The 13506-nt window shown below is 69.5% G+C and carries 14 protein-coding genes and 1 pseudogene; 6 read left to right on the forward strand and 9 right to left on the reverse strand.

Going from position 1 to position 13506, the window contains the following annotated elements:
- Positions 1 to 354: 354 nt before the first annotated feature.
- The 4 genes from ACRXBZ_RS32170 to ACRXBZ_RS32185 all read right to left on the reverse strand — a co-directional run bounded on the left by ACRXBZ_RS32170 (position 355) and on the right by ACRXBZ_RS32185 (position 4109).
- Positions 355 to 1452 carry an acyl-CoA dehydrogenase family protein gene (locus ACRXBZ_RS32170; RefSeq protein WP_433882242.1) on the reverse strand — a complete coding sequence of 366 codons (1098 nt, stop codon included), beginning with the start codon at positions 1450 to 1452 and terminating at the stop codon, positions 355 to 357.
- 83 nt (positions 1453 to 1535) lie between these two features.
- Positions 1536 to 2714, reverse strand: coding sequence for an acyl-CoA dehydrogenase family protein (locus tag ACRXBZ_RS32175; RefSeq protein ID WP_433882243.1), 1179 nt, complete (start codon positions 2712 to 2714; stop codon positions 1536 to 1538).
- 439 nt (positions 2715 to 3153) lie between these two features.
- Complete coding sequence (locus ACRXBZ_RS32180; protein WP_433882244.1) at positions 3154 to 3597, reverse strand: hypothetical protein; 444 nt, start codon at positions 3595 to 3597, stop codon at positions 3154 to 3156.
- Positions 3598 to 3911: 314 nt separating this feature from the next.
- Complete coding sequence (locus tag ACRXBZ_RS32185; RefSeq protein WP_433882245.1) at positions 3912 to 4109, reverse strand: hypothetical protein; 198 nt, start codon at positions 4107 to 4109, stop codon at positions 3912 to 3914.
- A 274-nt stretch (positions 4110 to 4383) separates the two neighbouring features.
- Between ACRXBZ_RS32185 and dnaK the strand changes: the two genes are divergently transcribed.
- The 4 genes from dnaK (at position 4384) to ACRXBZ_RS32205 (ending at position 8921) form a co-directional block, all read left to right on the forward strand.
- A complete protein-coding gene (gene dnaK / locus ACRXBZ_RS32190; protein ID WP_433882246.1) occupies positions 4384 to 6228 on the forward strand; it encodes a molecular chaperone DnaK in 1845 nt (614 codons plus the stop codon).
- Between the two features lie 110 nt (positions 6229 to 6338).
- On the forward strand, positions 6339 to 6986 hold the full coding sequence (locus tag ACRXBZ_RS32195; RefSeq protein ID WP_433884040.1) for a LysR family transcriptional regulator: 648 nt from the start codon (positions 6339 to 6341) through the stop codon (positions 6984 to 6986).
- A gap of 222 nt (positions 6987 to 7208) precedes the next feature.
- On the forward strand, positions 7209 to 8162 hold the full coding sequence (gene bla, locus ACRXBZ_RS32200; protein ID WP_433882247.1) for a class A beta-lactamase: 954 nt from the start codon (positions 7209 to 7211) through the stop codon (positions 8160 to 8162).
- A gap of 318 nt (positions 8163 to 8480) precedes the next feature.
- Positions 8481 to 8921 (forward strand): DUF2871 domain-containing protein, encoded by a 441-nt coding sequence (locus ACRXBZ_RS32205; protein ID WP_433882248.1) that lies wholly within the window; start codon positions 8481 to 8483, stop codon positions 8919 to 8921.
- A 78-nt stretch (positions 8922 to 8999) separates the two neighbouring features.
- Here the strand turns inward: ACRXBZ_RS32205 and ligD are convergent, their stop codons facing one another.
- Entirely contained in the window at positions 9000 to 9998 is a 999-nt protein-coding gene (gene ligD / locus ACRXBZ_RS32210) for a non-homologous end-joining DNA ligase (RefSeq protein ID WP_433882249.1), read from the reverse strand.
- 322 nt (positions 9999 to 10320) lie between these two features.
- Between ligD and ACRXBZ_RS32215 the strand changes: the two are divergent.
- Together ACRXBZ_RS32215 and ACRXBZ_RS32220 are read left to right on the forward strand one after the other, a co-directional pair.
- Positions 10321 to 10437, forward strand: a pseudogene (locus ACRXBZ_RS32215) (transposase); the annotation flags it as partial.
- A gap of 89 nt (positions 10438 to 10526) precedes the next feature.
- The gene (locus ACRXBZ_RS32220) at positions 10527 to 11609 is read left to right on the forward strand and encodes an AI-2E family transporter (RefSeq protein ID WP_433882250.1); all 1083 of its coding nucleotides are present in this window, start codon (positions 10527 to 10529) and stop codon (positions 11607 to 11609) included.
- Between the two features lie 38 nt (positions 11610 to 11647).
- On the opposite strand, the gene ACRXBZ_RS32225 is transcribed toward ACRXBZ_RS32220, so the two are convergent.
- The 4 genes from ACRXBZ_RS32225 to ACRXBZ_RS32240 all read right to left on the reverse strand — a co-directional run bounded on the left by ACRXBZ_RS32225 (position 11648) and on the right by ACRXBZ_RS32240 (position 13500).
- Positions 11648 to 12010 (reverse strand): DUF4440 domain-containing protein, encoded by a 363-nt coding sequence (locus ACRXBZ_RS32225; protein ID WP_433882251.1) that lies wholly within the window; start codon positions 12008 to 12010, stop codon positions 11648 to 11650.
- A 27-nt stretch (positions 12011 to 12037) separates the two neighbouring features.
- Entirely contained in the window at positions 12038 to 12715 is a 678-nt protein-coding gene (locus ACRXBZ_RS32230) for an MBL fold metallo-hydrolase (RefSeq protein WP_433882252.1), read from the reverse strand.
- Between the two features lie 49 nt (positions 12716 to 12764).
- Entirely contained in the window at positions 12765 to 13259 is a 495-nt protein-coding gene (locus ACRXBZ_RS32235) for a DUF7144 family membrane protein (RefSeq protein ID WP_433882253.1), read from the reverse strand.
- Between the two features lie 82 nt (positions 13260 to 13341).
- Entirely contained in the window at positions 13342 to 13500 is a 159-nt protein-coding gene (locus tag ACRXBZ_RS32240) for a hypothetical protein (RefSeq protein ID WP_433882254.1), read from the reverse strand.
- Between the last annotated feature and the right edge of the window lie 6 nt (positions 13501 to 13506).

Here is a 13506-nt window from a genome sequence, read left to right on the forward strand (position 1 = left end):
TCCTGATGCTGGTCGTTTTCAGCTTCACGACCGGCGAATTCGTGATCGCGGGCATCCTTCCGGACGTCGCCACCGACCTGTCATGCCGCTTTCCGCGGCGGTCTGCTGGTGACGGCCTGCGCGCAAAGCATGATCGTCGGCGGCCCGGTGATCACCGTGCTGACCGCGCGGCTGGCCCGGAAGCCGCTCATCGTCGGCCTCATCGCCGTGTCCCCTCGGGAACATCGGATCGCTTCTGGCGCCGAACTATCCCGTGCTCCTGGTGGCGCGGTTCGTCGCCGGTCTCGTGGTGGCCACCCAGCTGTCGTCGGCGGCGCGGGCCAGCAGGAGCTCGGTCACCGTAGGCGTCATCGGTCAGCCCGCCAGCACATCGCCGAGCCGCCCCAGCTGCGCAGCCGCACCGCCGAGGGAGAATTCGTTCCGCTTCGCCGCGACGAAGTAGCGGTGCAGCCGGTGGTCGAGATCGATGCCGACGCCGCCGTGCACGTGGACGGCGGTGTGCGCCACCCGGTGCCCGGAGTCGGCGGCCCAGAACTTCGCGGTGGCGACCTCGGCCGCGCACGGCAGCCCCTCGTCGACGCGCCACGCCGCCTGCCACAGCGTCAGCCGCGCGGCCTCGACGTCGATGAACGCGTCCGCCAGCCGCTGCGCGACGGCCTGGAAGCTGCCGATCGGCCGCCCGAACTGGACCCGCTTGCGGGCGTATTCGCTGGTCAGCTCCAACGCCCGCTCGACAACACCCACCTGGTGGGCGCACGCACCGACGGTCGCCCGCGTGAGCAGCCAGTCCAGTACCGCCGAATCCTCGCCGAGCATCTGGTCTTCGCCGACCTGTACGCCGTCCAGCGCCAGCCATGCCTCGCTGTCGCCGTCGACGATGCGCTGTCGCTCGATCGACAGCTGCTCGGGCTCGACGAGGAACACCCTCGATCCGTCCGATGTGGACGCCGGAACCAGCACGAGGTCGGCGAAGGTGCCGGCCGGGACCGTGGTCTTGGTGCCGGTGAGCGTCCAGCCGTCGGCCACGCGTTCGGCGCGGCACGCGGGGCGGTCCGGGTCGGGGTTGTTCTCCTCGGCCAGCGCGGCGGTAAGCACCAGCTCGCCCTTCGCCGCCGGGACGGCCCAGCGCTGCTTCTGCTCCGGGGTGCCGAACTGCGCCAGCGCGGCCGCGGCCGTGGTGATCGAGGCGAGGTAGGGCACCGGGGCGACCGCGCGCCCCAGCTCGATCAGCACGGAGCACTGTTCCAGCAGCCCGAACCCGCCGCCTCCGGCCGTGCTCGGCAGCGCGGCCGACAGCACCTCGGCCTGTGCCAGTTGTGTCCACAGTGCACGGTCGAAGCGGTCCGGGTCTTGTTCGACTTCGCGCAGCCGCTCGGCGGTCGCATGATCGTCAAGGATCTGCCTGGTCAGCCCGGACAGGTCGCCCTGGGCCTCGGTGCACGAGAAGTCCATGAATCCTCCCTGGAGGTCGTTTTGCCGCGGACATCGGTGTCGTGAGCGGGAGATCCGGTTCTTACCGGAGCGAGCACTCACGACTAACGTTTCGCCGGGGGGAGGCCGAGGCCGACCGCGGCGACGATGTCCCGTTGCACCTCGTTGGCTCCGCCGCCGAAGGTCAGGATCAGCGACGAGCGGTGCATGCGTTCGATCCGGCCGCGCAGCGCGGCGCCCCGCGAGCCGCTCCGCACGTAGGCGGCGCTCCCGAGCACCTCCATCAGCAGCCGGTAGGCCTCGATGGCGAACTCCGTGCCGTACACCTTGGTCGCGGACGCGGTGGCCGGCGCGGGCTGCTCCTCGACGGTGGCGGCGATCTTCCAGTTGACCAGCTTGAGGAATTCCACCCCGGCGTGCACGCGGGCCAGGTGGCGCCGCACCCACTCCTGGTCCAGCACGCGTCGCCCGTCGGCGAGCCGCGTTTCGCTCGCCCACTCCAGCACCTCGTCCAGCGCCAGCCGCAGCGGGGCCGACGAGGTGAGCGCGACGCGCTCGTGGTTGAGCTGGTTGGTAATCAGCGGCCAGCCCTCGTTCTCGGCACCTACCAGTGCCGACGCCGGCACGCGCAGGTCCTGGTAGTAGGTGGCGCTGGTGGACGGCCCGGCGACGGTGTGCACCGGGGTCCAGGAGAAGCCGGGCGCGGCGGTGGGCACGATCAGGATGCTCAGGCCGCGGTGCTTCTTCGCGTCCCGGTCGGTGCGGCAGGCCAACCACACGTAGTCCGCGTACGAGATGAGGCTGGTCCACATCTTCTGGCCGTTGATCACGTATTCGTCGCCGTCGCGGTCGGCGGTGGTGCGCAGCGAGGCGAGGTCGGTGCCTGCCTCCGGCTCGGAGTAGCCGATCGAGAAGTGGATCTCACCGGAGGCGATCTTCGGCAGGTAGAACGACTTCTGGTCTGGGGTGCCGAAGCGCATGATGGTCGGCGCGATGCTGTTGAGCGTCAGGAACGGCACCGGGGCGCCTGCGATCGCCGCTTCGTCGGTGAAGATCAGCTGCTCCAGCATGCTCCGGTTCTGCCCGCCGTACTCCGGCGGCCAGCCCAGTGCGAGCCAGCCGTCCGCGCCCATCTGCCGGACCAGCTGCTTGTAGGCGACTCCGTGGCCGTAGTCGCCGTGCGCGGTCAGTTCCTCGCGGAGCTCCGGTGTCATGAGCTTGCCGAAGTAGCGGCGCAGCTCCTTGCGCAGCTGCTCCTGCTCGGGCGTGTAGGCGATGCGCATGCATCCCTCCTGCATCGACGGGGGAGCGTGTGGAACGTGTTTCATCAACCATAGACCGGATGCTTCGGAACGGTCGACGCGTCGCGAAGTTCCAGGTGGATTCCCGGCGGATCGGCTGGCGGGCTCGCCGGTAAAACAAGTTCTATGTCGACGTAACATCCGGATCCGCCCCGAATGGAGCAGTGACCCGGGCTACTAGTCCGGTGCTGCTCGCGTCGCTGCTGGTTTCCGGATGCGCGCCGTCGACGGTCTCAACCGGCTCTCGTCGACGCTGCGCGGGCAGACCGACGAGATCGCGGGCGCGCTCGACGGCCTGGGGCCTGGAAGTCCGAAAGGAGATGGCGGCGATGCCGGCCCCCTGCGGACCTGGTCCCAAACCTGGAATCTCTTGCCCCCTGAACGAGGTGTGATCGGCACCGAGTGGCCGAGCACCTCCCGATCAGGGCGAGGGCAGGTAGAGCACCAGATACATCGCCCAGATGAGAACGAAGATGACGGTGCCGACCGCCGCCGCGGCAAGACGTCCTCGTTTCCGCTGCCCGGCTCGCCGGGTAGCGAGTTGGTGCGCGCCGAAGGCCAGGAAGAGGGCGATCCCCGCCACCAGGACGACCGTTGCGGCAGGACTGTGCTGCCAGCCCCAGGCACCTGCCGCCAGCACGCCGGCGAACAAGGCCAGCGCCACCGACGCCAGGAGCGCCTCGGCGAGGAACTCGCCGAAAAGCTCACCGATTCTTCTCGCCAGTCGCCGCCTGCGCCCGTGGTCGGAGGAGTCGCGCCGCTGCTGCCGCAACGCACGCTGGGCCTGCCGAGCGCTACGTGCCCGGCTCGGCAGGCCCTTGTTGGTACGTCCTCCGGGATCAGGCACGGAATGCGGCATGCCCATCTCACGCCACCCTCGGCAATAAGGTTGCCCCACGGCCGGCGCTCTACAACGCCGTGAATCGGCAGGTCTCCTCGAAACGGGGAAGCTGCGGCGCTGCGGACCGCTCGTGGCACAGGTCGACGATGGCGGGGTGGCTCCCCCGGCGGGCACGACCCGGGCGACAACGTTGTCGTCGCGCCACCGGTACTGCAACGGTCCGCAATGGGTCCAACCTTCGGGTGGCGGACCGGCCCGCACCACGTGCGTCTGACCGGTTGGCGCGTGCCGGAGCACCGCAGCGAACGCCGGCCACGCAGGGTGACCCTGCTCGTCGGTCACCACGACGCTGGTGCCCGTTTCGGGACGGTGCAGCAGCGGCGCGGCGGTGGCGAGCACGGCGTCCCCGGCAGTGACGTCACCTTCCGCAGCCACTCGGCGGTCCGCGTCGCGGGCGCGATCGGCACGAGCTCGCTGCCCAGCAGGAAGCTGCTGAGCAGAGCCGCGACCTGCCCGGGATGGGCGTCAGTGCCCATTCCCGCCGTAGTCGCGCAGGTACAGGTTCTGCCGGGGGCCGGGATTCGTGCGCATCGACCTGCTTCCACTGCTCGCCCGGCGGCACCTCGGGCCACAGCCTGCCACCCCCGCTGACCCGGTGAGAACGGCGGCCTCCCCGCACCGCGCAACGCAGGAACATCCCTCACGTACCGGCCGGTCTTTGCCCAGGTGGACGCTTTCGTGGGGGCTTCCCATACTGAAGGTGTCGGCCTCGCAGGATCCGCCCGGTGGCGGGTCGGAGAGGAGTACGTGATGGGGCGCGCGGTTGGAATCGACCTGGGTACGACGAACTCGGTGGTGGCCGTGCTGGAAGCCGGCGAGCCCACGGTGATCGCCAATTCCGAGGGTTCCCGGACCACGCCGTCGGTGGTGGCCTTCGCGAAGAACGGTGACCTGCTGGTGGGGCAGCCGGCCAAGAACCAAGCGGTCACCAACGTGGACCGCACCATCCGGTCGGTCAAGCGGCACATGGGCACCGACTGGAAGGTCCAGATCGACGACAAGACCTACACACCGCAGGAGATCAGCGCCCGCGTGCTGATGAAGCTCAAGCGGGACGCCGAGTCCTACCTGGGGGAGGACGTGACCGACGCGGTGGTGACGGTGCCCGCGTACTTCGACGACTCGCAGCGGCAGACGACCAAGGAGGCCGGGCAGATCGCCGGCCTCAACGTGCTGCGGATCATCAACGAACCCACCGCCGCGGCGCTGGCCTACGGCCTGGAGAAGGGCGAGAAGGAGCAGACCATCCTGGTGTTCGACCTCGGTGGCGGCACCTTCGACGTCTCGCTGCTGGAGGTCGGCGAAGGGCTGGTCGAGGTCAAGGCCACCTCGGGGGACACCCACCTCGGTGGTGACGACTGGGACGAGCGCGTCGTCGAGTGGCTGGTGGACAAGTTCCGGGCCTCATCGGGCATCGACCTGACCAAGGACCGGATGGCCATGCAGCGGATCAAGGAAGCCGCCGAGAAGGCCAAGATCGAGCTGTCCAGCTCCTCGCAGACCAGCATCAACCTGCCGTACATCACCGTCGACGCGGACAAGAACCCGCTGTTCCTGGACGAGACGCTGTCCCGAGCCGAGTTCGAGCGGATCACCTCCGACCTGTTGGAGCGCTGCCGCAAGCCTTTCAACAACGCGATCCGGGACGCCGGGGTCAAGGTCGGCGACATCAACCACGTGGTGCTGGTCGGCGGTGCGACGCGGATGCCGGCCGTGACGGACCTGGTCCGCGAGCTCACCGACGGCAAGGAGCCGAACAAGGGCGTCAACCCCGACGAGGTCGTCGCCGTGGGTGCCGCGCTGCAGGCCGGTGTGCTGCGCGGTGAGGTCAAGGACGTCCTGTTGCTCGATGTCACGCCGCTGTCGCTGGGCATCGAGACCAAGGGCGGCATCATGACCAAGCTGATCGAGCGCAACACCACGATCCCGACCAAGCGCTCCGAGACCTTCACCACCGCCGAGGACAACCAGCCGTCGGTGATGATTCAGGTCTTCCAGGGCGAGCGGGAAATGGCCGCGCACAACAAGAAGCTCGGCATGTTCGAGCTCACCGGTCTCCCGCCGGCGCCGCGTGGTTTGCCGCAGATCGAGGTCACCTTCGACATCGACGCCAACGGCATCGTGCACGTCAACGCCAAGGACCTCGGCACTGGCCGGCAGCAGTCCATCAAGATCAGCGGCGGTTCGGCGCTGCCGAAGGATGACATCGACCGGATGGTCAAGGACGCCGAGGCGCACGCCGACGAGGACCGCAAGCGCCGCGAGGAGGCCGAGACCCGCAACCAGGCCGAGACCTTGGTCTACCAGACGGAGAAGGTGCTCACCGACAACGCCGACAAGATCCCGGCCGACACCCGGACGCAGGTGCAGGACGCGATCAAGGATGTCAACGAGGCACTCAAGGGCGACGACGTCGACAAGATCCGCTCGGCCGTCGACCACCTCGCCGCGAGCTCGCAGGCCGTCGGCCAGGCCATCTACGGCCACCAGCAGCAGGCCACGGCCGACACCAGCGGCGACGGCCAGGCGAAGCAGGCGGACGACGACGTGGTCGACGCCGAGATCATCGACGAGGACGAGAAGAAGAAGGACTGACCTTTCTACAGTGGATCACGGGGACGATGAGTTCGGGTGCCGTACACGGCGGGATCCTGCTTGTTGATTAATGCGTGGATTTGCTGCGCCATCTCCGGTACTTCGTCGTCGTGGCCGAGGAAGGTCACTTCGGACATGCCGCGGACCGGCTCGGGATGACGCAGCCGCCGCTGTCGCAGGGCGTCCAGCGGTTGGAGGCCAGGCTGGGCGTCACCCTGCTGACGAGGGGATCTCGCGGAGTGCGGTTGACCACCGCCGGGGCAGAGCTGCTGCCCAGGGACCGAGCCCTGCTCGACGGCCCCGAGCAGTTCGAGGAGGAGGCACGGCCAGCGGGAGAACCGCGGCGCGGTGCGCATCGGGGTCGTCGCGGCGTTGAGCGATCGGCAGGTCGCGGCACTGACGGCCGCGGTGCGGGCTGCCGCGCCCGATCCGGCGGCGCGCACCGTGATCACCACCACGGCTGCCACGGTCGACCTTGTCGATGCCGTCACCGCAGGTCGGCTCGACTGTGCCGGGTGCACCCCCCGGCGCTGATCGGCGCCCTCCAGTCCGGGCCGATCCGGAAGATCCCGCGTTCGCCGCTGGTGCCCGCCGATCACCCGGCGGCGCGGTGCAGCAGTCGCTGCGCGCGCTGGCCGGCCTGGCCTGCGCGACCGCGCCACGCAGCCACGGGACGGCGGCGTTCGACCTGGACACGCTGCGCAGCAAGGGGCTCGACCCGGAGTTCCTGCCCGCAGCGGGTGACCGCGACGCGTTGACTGCCGTGGCCGCCGGGCGCGCCTTCGCGCTCACTGCGTTCCGGCCGGTTGTGATCGAGTTTTTTCGCGGGTTCGCCGCGGCGGCGCGGCGCTCTGCAGCTGGATACATATCGATCCGCTATCGCTCGAGAGGCCGGCGCGGTTTGGCGCTATCGCCCGGGGGGTGCTTCATTGGGCGGCAGGCCGGCTCGTCCGGCAGGCCAACCCGAAAGGAAGACTTCCTTGCAGCACAACGAAACCCGCGTCGGTCGTCGATCGATCCTGGGAGCGTTCCTGGCCGCCCCGGTGGCGGCCGCGTGCGGTGCGAGCGGCGTGGCGGCAGCACCCAGCGGCGCCGGACCCGCCCTGAACGGCAAGTACGCCCCGGCGTTCGCCGACCTGGAGCGCCGCTACGACGCCCGGCTGGGGCTGTTCGCGGTCAACGTCCACACCGGACAGTTCCTGGGGCACCGCGCGGGCGAGCGGTTCGGGATGTGCTCGACGTTCAAGACCTACGCGGCCGCCGCCCTGCTGCGCGAGCACGGGCTGGACAGCGGCTACTTCGACAAGATGATCCACTACACCGAGGCCGACCTGGTGGACGGCTCGCCGATTACCAAGCCCAATGCGGGCACCGGCATGATGGTTCACGAGCTGTGTGCCGCGGCGATCACCCGCAGCGACAACACGGCGGCCAACCTGCTGCTCGCGGAGCTCGGCGGCCCGGCGGCGATCGCCCCGTTCGCGCGCTCGATCGGCGACGGCAGCACCCGCCTGGACCGCTGGGAACCAGACCTCAACATGGCGATCCCCGGCGATGAGCGCGACACCACCACCCCGGCCGGAATCGCCGCGGGCTACCGGGCGCTGGTGGTGGGCGACGCCCTCCGCTGGCCCGAGCGCGACCGGCTGACCGGGTGGCTGTTCGCCAACACCACCGGCGGCAAGCGGATCCGCGCGGGCCTGCCGCCGACCTGGCGCACCGGCGACAAGACCGGCACCGGTGACTACGCCTCGGGCAACGACGTGGCGGTGACCTGGACGGACAAGGGCCACCCGATCGTCATCGCGGTCCTGACCAGCCGCCCGAGGAAGGACGACGAGGTGAACAACGGTCTGCACGTCGACACCGCGCGCGTCGTCGCCGAAGCGCTGGGCCGACCGCGAAGCATCGCCGCCGCCCGGCTTGGCGGATGATCACCGCGGCCCGCCGGCTGCGCGAAACCGATGCGGCGCTGTCGGCGATCGCCAAAGAGGTCGGCTACGCCTCGGAATACGCCTTCGCTAAGGCCTTCAAGCGGACCCACGGCACGGCCCGGGGCCACTACCGCCGCCGCCAGCTCCCCCCGTCGTCGAGTGAGCCCACCTGTGGGCTCCGCGCATCGTTCGAACGGTTGATTTCCGGTGCACCGTTCGATTCCGGAGGGCCAACCCGCGGTGCGATGTGCCGCGCGGCGGCTGCGGCCAAAGTCGGTGTCGGCGGAATCCCCCGTTCTGGAAGGAAGCGCGACGGCGATGAAGAAGCTGTACTGGTCGGCACTGATCTACATGATCCTCGGGCTGGCCGCGGGCCTGTACTACCGCGAGTTCACCAAGGCCCTGGACTTCACCGGCGACACCGAGCTGTCGGTGCTGCACACCCACCCGCTCGCGCTGGGCATGCTGTTCTTCCTGGTGGTGCTGGCGCTGGACAAGGCGTTCGCGCTGTCCGGGAACAAGTTGTTCACGCTGTTCTTCTGGTTCTACAACTCCGGCCTGGCACTCACCACCGCGATGATGCTGGTGCACGGCACGTTGACGGTGCTGGGCGAGGAGAGTTCCGCCGCGATCTCCGGGATAGCCGGCCTCGGCCACATCCTGATCACGCTCGGCCTGATCCACCTGTTCCTGTCGCTGCGCAAGAGCCTTCCAGACGCGAAGGAGGAGTCCGAGCAGCGAACCGAAGCGCTCCGGTGACCAGCACCGAGCAGGGGAGCAGGCGGTCGGGCCGTCCGCTCCCGGGTCGAACTCGCGAAGCTGGTGCGGTGACGCCGGTCAGGGCTTCTTGGCGCGGCTCGGGGCGACGCGGGGCGGCTCGTTAGGCTGCTTCGGGTACACGGGCGGCCACGGCGCGTCCTGCAGTCCGCTGGCCATGTCCCGCTGCGACTGCTCCAGCAGCGGCTCGATCGACTGCGGCTGCCGGTCGGCCCACGGGTCGCCGCGCTCTGCGACCCTGCCCGGCACCGTCGCGATGGTGAGTTCGTTGGGCTCGGTCGAGGCGAGTTCGTCCCAGCCGATCGGGGTCGACACCTGCGCCCCCAACCGGGGCCGGACGCACCACGCACCGAAAACCGTCTTGTGCGGGGCGTTCTGGTTGAAGTCGACGAACACCCGGGAGCCCCGCTCCTCCTTCCACCACTGCGCGGTGATGAGGTCGGGGTGGCGGCGCTCCAGCTCGCGGGCCAGCGCCACTGCCGCGGCACGCACCTCGTAGCTGTTCCAACGCGGTTGCAGCGAAACATAGATGTGCAGGCCCCGGGATCCGGACGTCTTCACGTGTGCCTCGATGCCCTGCTCGGCGAGCAGTTCCCGGGTGGCCGCGGCGGCCTCCAACACCTGCGGGTACCGGACGCCTGGGGAGGGGTCGAGGTCGATGCGCAGCTCGTCGGTGATCTCCGGGGTGTCGGCGTGATACGGCCAGACGTGGAACCCCAGGCACCCGAGGTTCACGGCCCAGATGATGTGCGCCAGGTCGGCGGCGACGAGCGCGTCGCTGGTGGTGCCGTTCGGGGTGGCGACGACGGTGGTCTGCAACCACGGCGGGGCGGACTTCGGCACCCGCTTCTGGAAGAACGACTTGCCGCCGGCACCGTCCGGATACCGCTCCAGCAGCAGCGGCCGCCCCTGCAAGGTGCCCAGCAGCGGACCGGCGACCGCCTGGTAGTAGCGGACCAGGTCGAGCTTCGTCTCGCCGCGCTGGCTGAAGAAGACCTTGTCGGGGTGCGACACCGAAACCTCGGTGCCCCCGACGTCCAACTTGACGCCTTCGCTCATCGCCGACCCTCCACCCGTTCGGTCACGCAGCAAGCGTAGGTCGCCGATCACCCCGTCGCAGGCATGTTCGGACGCTCTTCCCCGGCCCACGGCTGCTCGCGCTGTTCGCGATGCGGTCATACCGCCCAGCGGTTGTACTTGAGACCCGATGGTCCGGGGCGCGAGTCGGCAAAGGCACTCGGGACCCGCGCGAGGTGATCAGGTAGACGTAGTGCGCAGACCCCCGGATTTGTCCGTGGGGTTAGCACGTCAAGTTCGATCCTGACGCGCCCAGCCGTAACTCTGCCAACATTAGGTAGCTCGGTGCTGTATAGTGCTGGGTATGGTCGTCACGCTGCGATCGAACGCGAACGTCACCTTTCAGTGCGCGTTCCGCGTCGTGTGGTGCCCGAAATACCGGCGGCGGGTCATCGGTGGCCGGATGGAAGAACGCTTGAAGTAGCTCATCCGGGAAGTCGTCGAGGAGAAGGGGGCGTGGCTGAAGGCGTTCCACGCGTCCGCCGGGCCTCGGCCGGGAAGGTGGCTGGCATGAGCGGTGCCGACGACGGCGAGGTCCCGGCGAGCGCCGCGAGCGATCGACCGGGGCTCACGCTCCTCGACCACGCGAAGATCGCCTGCGTGTACCTGCTGGTCGGGGTCTTCGCGGTGCTGGCCTTCAACGTCCGCGAGATGCTGGTCCTGATCTTCCTGGGTTTCTTCCTGGCGCTCGGTGTCGAACCGGTCGTCGCGTGGCTGCACCGGCACGGTTGGCGGCGCGGGTTGGCGCTCCTGGTGCTGGTCGTGGGGCTCGTGCTGGTAGTCGGCGCACTGGTGCTGCTCGCGGTGGTGCCCGCCGTGGGCCAGATCGGGCAGCTCGCCGCGCACATCCCGGAATACCTCTCCAGCATCGGCACGAAGTTCGGCGGCGGCACCGAGCTGCGAAAGCACCTCGACGACCCGAGCGTTCAGGAGCAGTTGAAGAACACCGTCAGCGCCATCTCGAACGCGGTGACGAGCGCCCTGGCGGCAGGATTCGCCGCGATCGGAGCCTTCCTGGGCGGCATCTTCGCCGCCTGCACCGCGGGGGCGCTGATGGTCTACTTCTCGCTCTCGATGCCCCGGATCGCCGCCGCCGTGCAGCGCGGCGCGGTCGGCCACCCGGGCCGGGCCGAGGCGCTGCGCGCCGCGATGGGCCGCGTCGGCGGCTACGTCACCGGGCAAGCCGGGGTCTGCCTGTGCGCCGGGATCGCCTCGTACCTGTTCTTCCTAATCGCCGGCGTGCCCTACCCGGCGCTGCTGGCGCTGGTCGTCGCGGTGCTCGACGCGATACCGCAAGTCGGAGCCACGCTGGCGTCGTTGGTGGGGATTTTCGTCGCCCTGAGCCAAAGCCTCTGGCTGGCGGTGGCGACGCTGATCTTCTTCTGCCTGTACCAGATGGTGGAGAACTATCTGATCGCGCCGCGCATCTTCGCCAAGACGGTCGAGCTGAGCCCCCTCGGCGCGTTCCTCGCGATCCTGCTCGGTGCCGCGCTGGCCGGGGTCCTCGGCGCGCTGACGGCGCTGCCCATCGCGGCTGCCCTGAAGGTCCTGATCCGCCAGTACCGGGCCGAACACCCGGCGGGGTCACCGTGAGCCTTGCCGGGCTGCCCGAAAGGCTCACGGGAGCGGCTTCAGCCCGCTACCGCCGTCTCGTGGAGGTGGCGCCAGCGGATGCCCTGCGATGTGCGGCGCAGGACCGCCGTGGTCCGGCGCCGGGTGGTCCTGCCCTCGTGCTGGTGGATTTCGCGGAAGTGCACCACGACGAGATCGGCCGCGTCCGCGGCTACGGTGACCTCGTCGACCTCGTCGACCTCGATGCCCAGGCCCGGTGCCGCGTTCCGCGCGCCGGAGAGAGCACCGAAGAGATCGTCGACGGTCAGCTGCTGACCGTCGATGGTGATCATGGTGAAGTCGTCGGCGTGCGCGGCCCGCAGCGCTTCGAGCACCGCGGGTTCGCCGTCCGAGCCCAGCCATTTCACGAGCAGCCGGTGCACCCTCGACTTCGGCCGTGAAGTCCGTTGTCACCAGCCGCGCTCTCGCCACTCGGCGAGCTTGGGGCGCTCCGCGCCCAGCGTCGAGTCATCGCCGTGTCCGGGGTAGAACCAGGTGTCGTCCGGCAGCTCGGTGAAGATCCGGTTCTCCACGTCGTCGATCAGCGACCGGAAGTTCTCCGGGGAGCTCGTCTTGCCCACGCCGCCGGGGAACAGGGAGTCGCCGGTGAACAGGTGCGGGTGCCCGTTCGGGTCGCGGTACAGCAGGGCGATCGAACCCGGCGTGTGGCCGCGCAGGTGGATCACCGACAGCTGGGATTCGCCGACGTCGATGGTGTCGCCGTGCTCGATGAGGCGGTCCGGCGGCACCGGCAGCGCCTCGGCGTCGGCCGGGTGCGCCAGCGTGAAGCACCCCGTCTGCCCGGCGACCGCGCCGAGGGCCTGCCAGTGGTCGGCGTGCTGGTGGGTGGTCACGATGGTGCGCAGGCGCGGGCGCTGCGCGTCGTGGCCGAGCAGGTCGGCCAGCCGCTCCGAGTCGTTGGCGGCGTCGATCAGCAGCGCGTCACCGGTGCGGCGGCACACCAGCAGGTACGCGTTGTTGTCCATCGGGCCGACCGAGATCTTGGTGATGGTCAGCGCGTCGAGCTCGCGCCGCGCCGGGGCGCCGCCCGGTTCGACGTGTCCGGTGTACTGTCCTTGAGGCTCCACGGGCCGAGCCTAGCGCCCCGCGCTCTCGGCCTCGGCGGATGATCGCCGGTCAGGCGGTCGCCCCCCTGGGAGGCACCATCAGGCCGTAGATCACCAGCACCGACAGCGCGATCACCAGCAGCGACCAGAGCGGGAACGCGGCGAGGAACGCCAGGTGCGCGATCGCGCTCAGCGCGGCCAGACCGATGCCGGTCATCCGCGCCCACATCTGCCCGTACAGGCAGCCGACGCCGGCCGCCACCTGCACGACGCCCAGCGCCAGCCAGAACCAGCCCCACGCGTTGAAGTCGAAGACCAGCAGCTGAGCTGTTCCGACGAGGTAGTAGGTGGGTCGGAACAGCGCGGTGATCCCGCCGATGATGTTGAAGACGCCGACCATCGCGATCAGCGAGCCGGCGAACGCCATCCACCCGGACATCGAGGTAGCTGGCTGTGCAGGCGCCATCGCCCACTGCTTCTGCTGCTCAGGTGCTGTCGTCTGTTCGGGCGTTGTCGTCCCCTCGGCCTTCGCCTGGGATTCGGGCCCGGTCTGCGGACTGGACATCGTGCGCCCCCTCAAGTTGCTCTATGACGTGTCCACCGCCAGAGTCGCGCTTTCGGGGCATTCGTGCAGCTCGACCGGGTGCTCAGATCGGCAGCGCTGCGGAACCGAGCAGCGCGAGCGTCCACCGTGGACGCAGCGGCAGGCCGCGGCGTGCGTCGCTGCTCCGCGTGACCACGCCCTTTTCCCGGACGTTGGCCAGCGCGGCCGCGGGTCGACGTTTTGCCTGGTCAGGTGCCTTCATCTTGCA

The sequence above is a fragment of the Saccharopolyspora hattusasensis genome, from assembly GCF_050972075.1.
In the GTDB taxonomy this organism is placed as follows: Bacteria; Actinomycetota; Actinomycetes; order Mycobacteriales; family Pseudonocardiaceae; genus Saccharopolyspora; species Saccharopolyspora hattusasensis.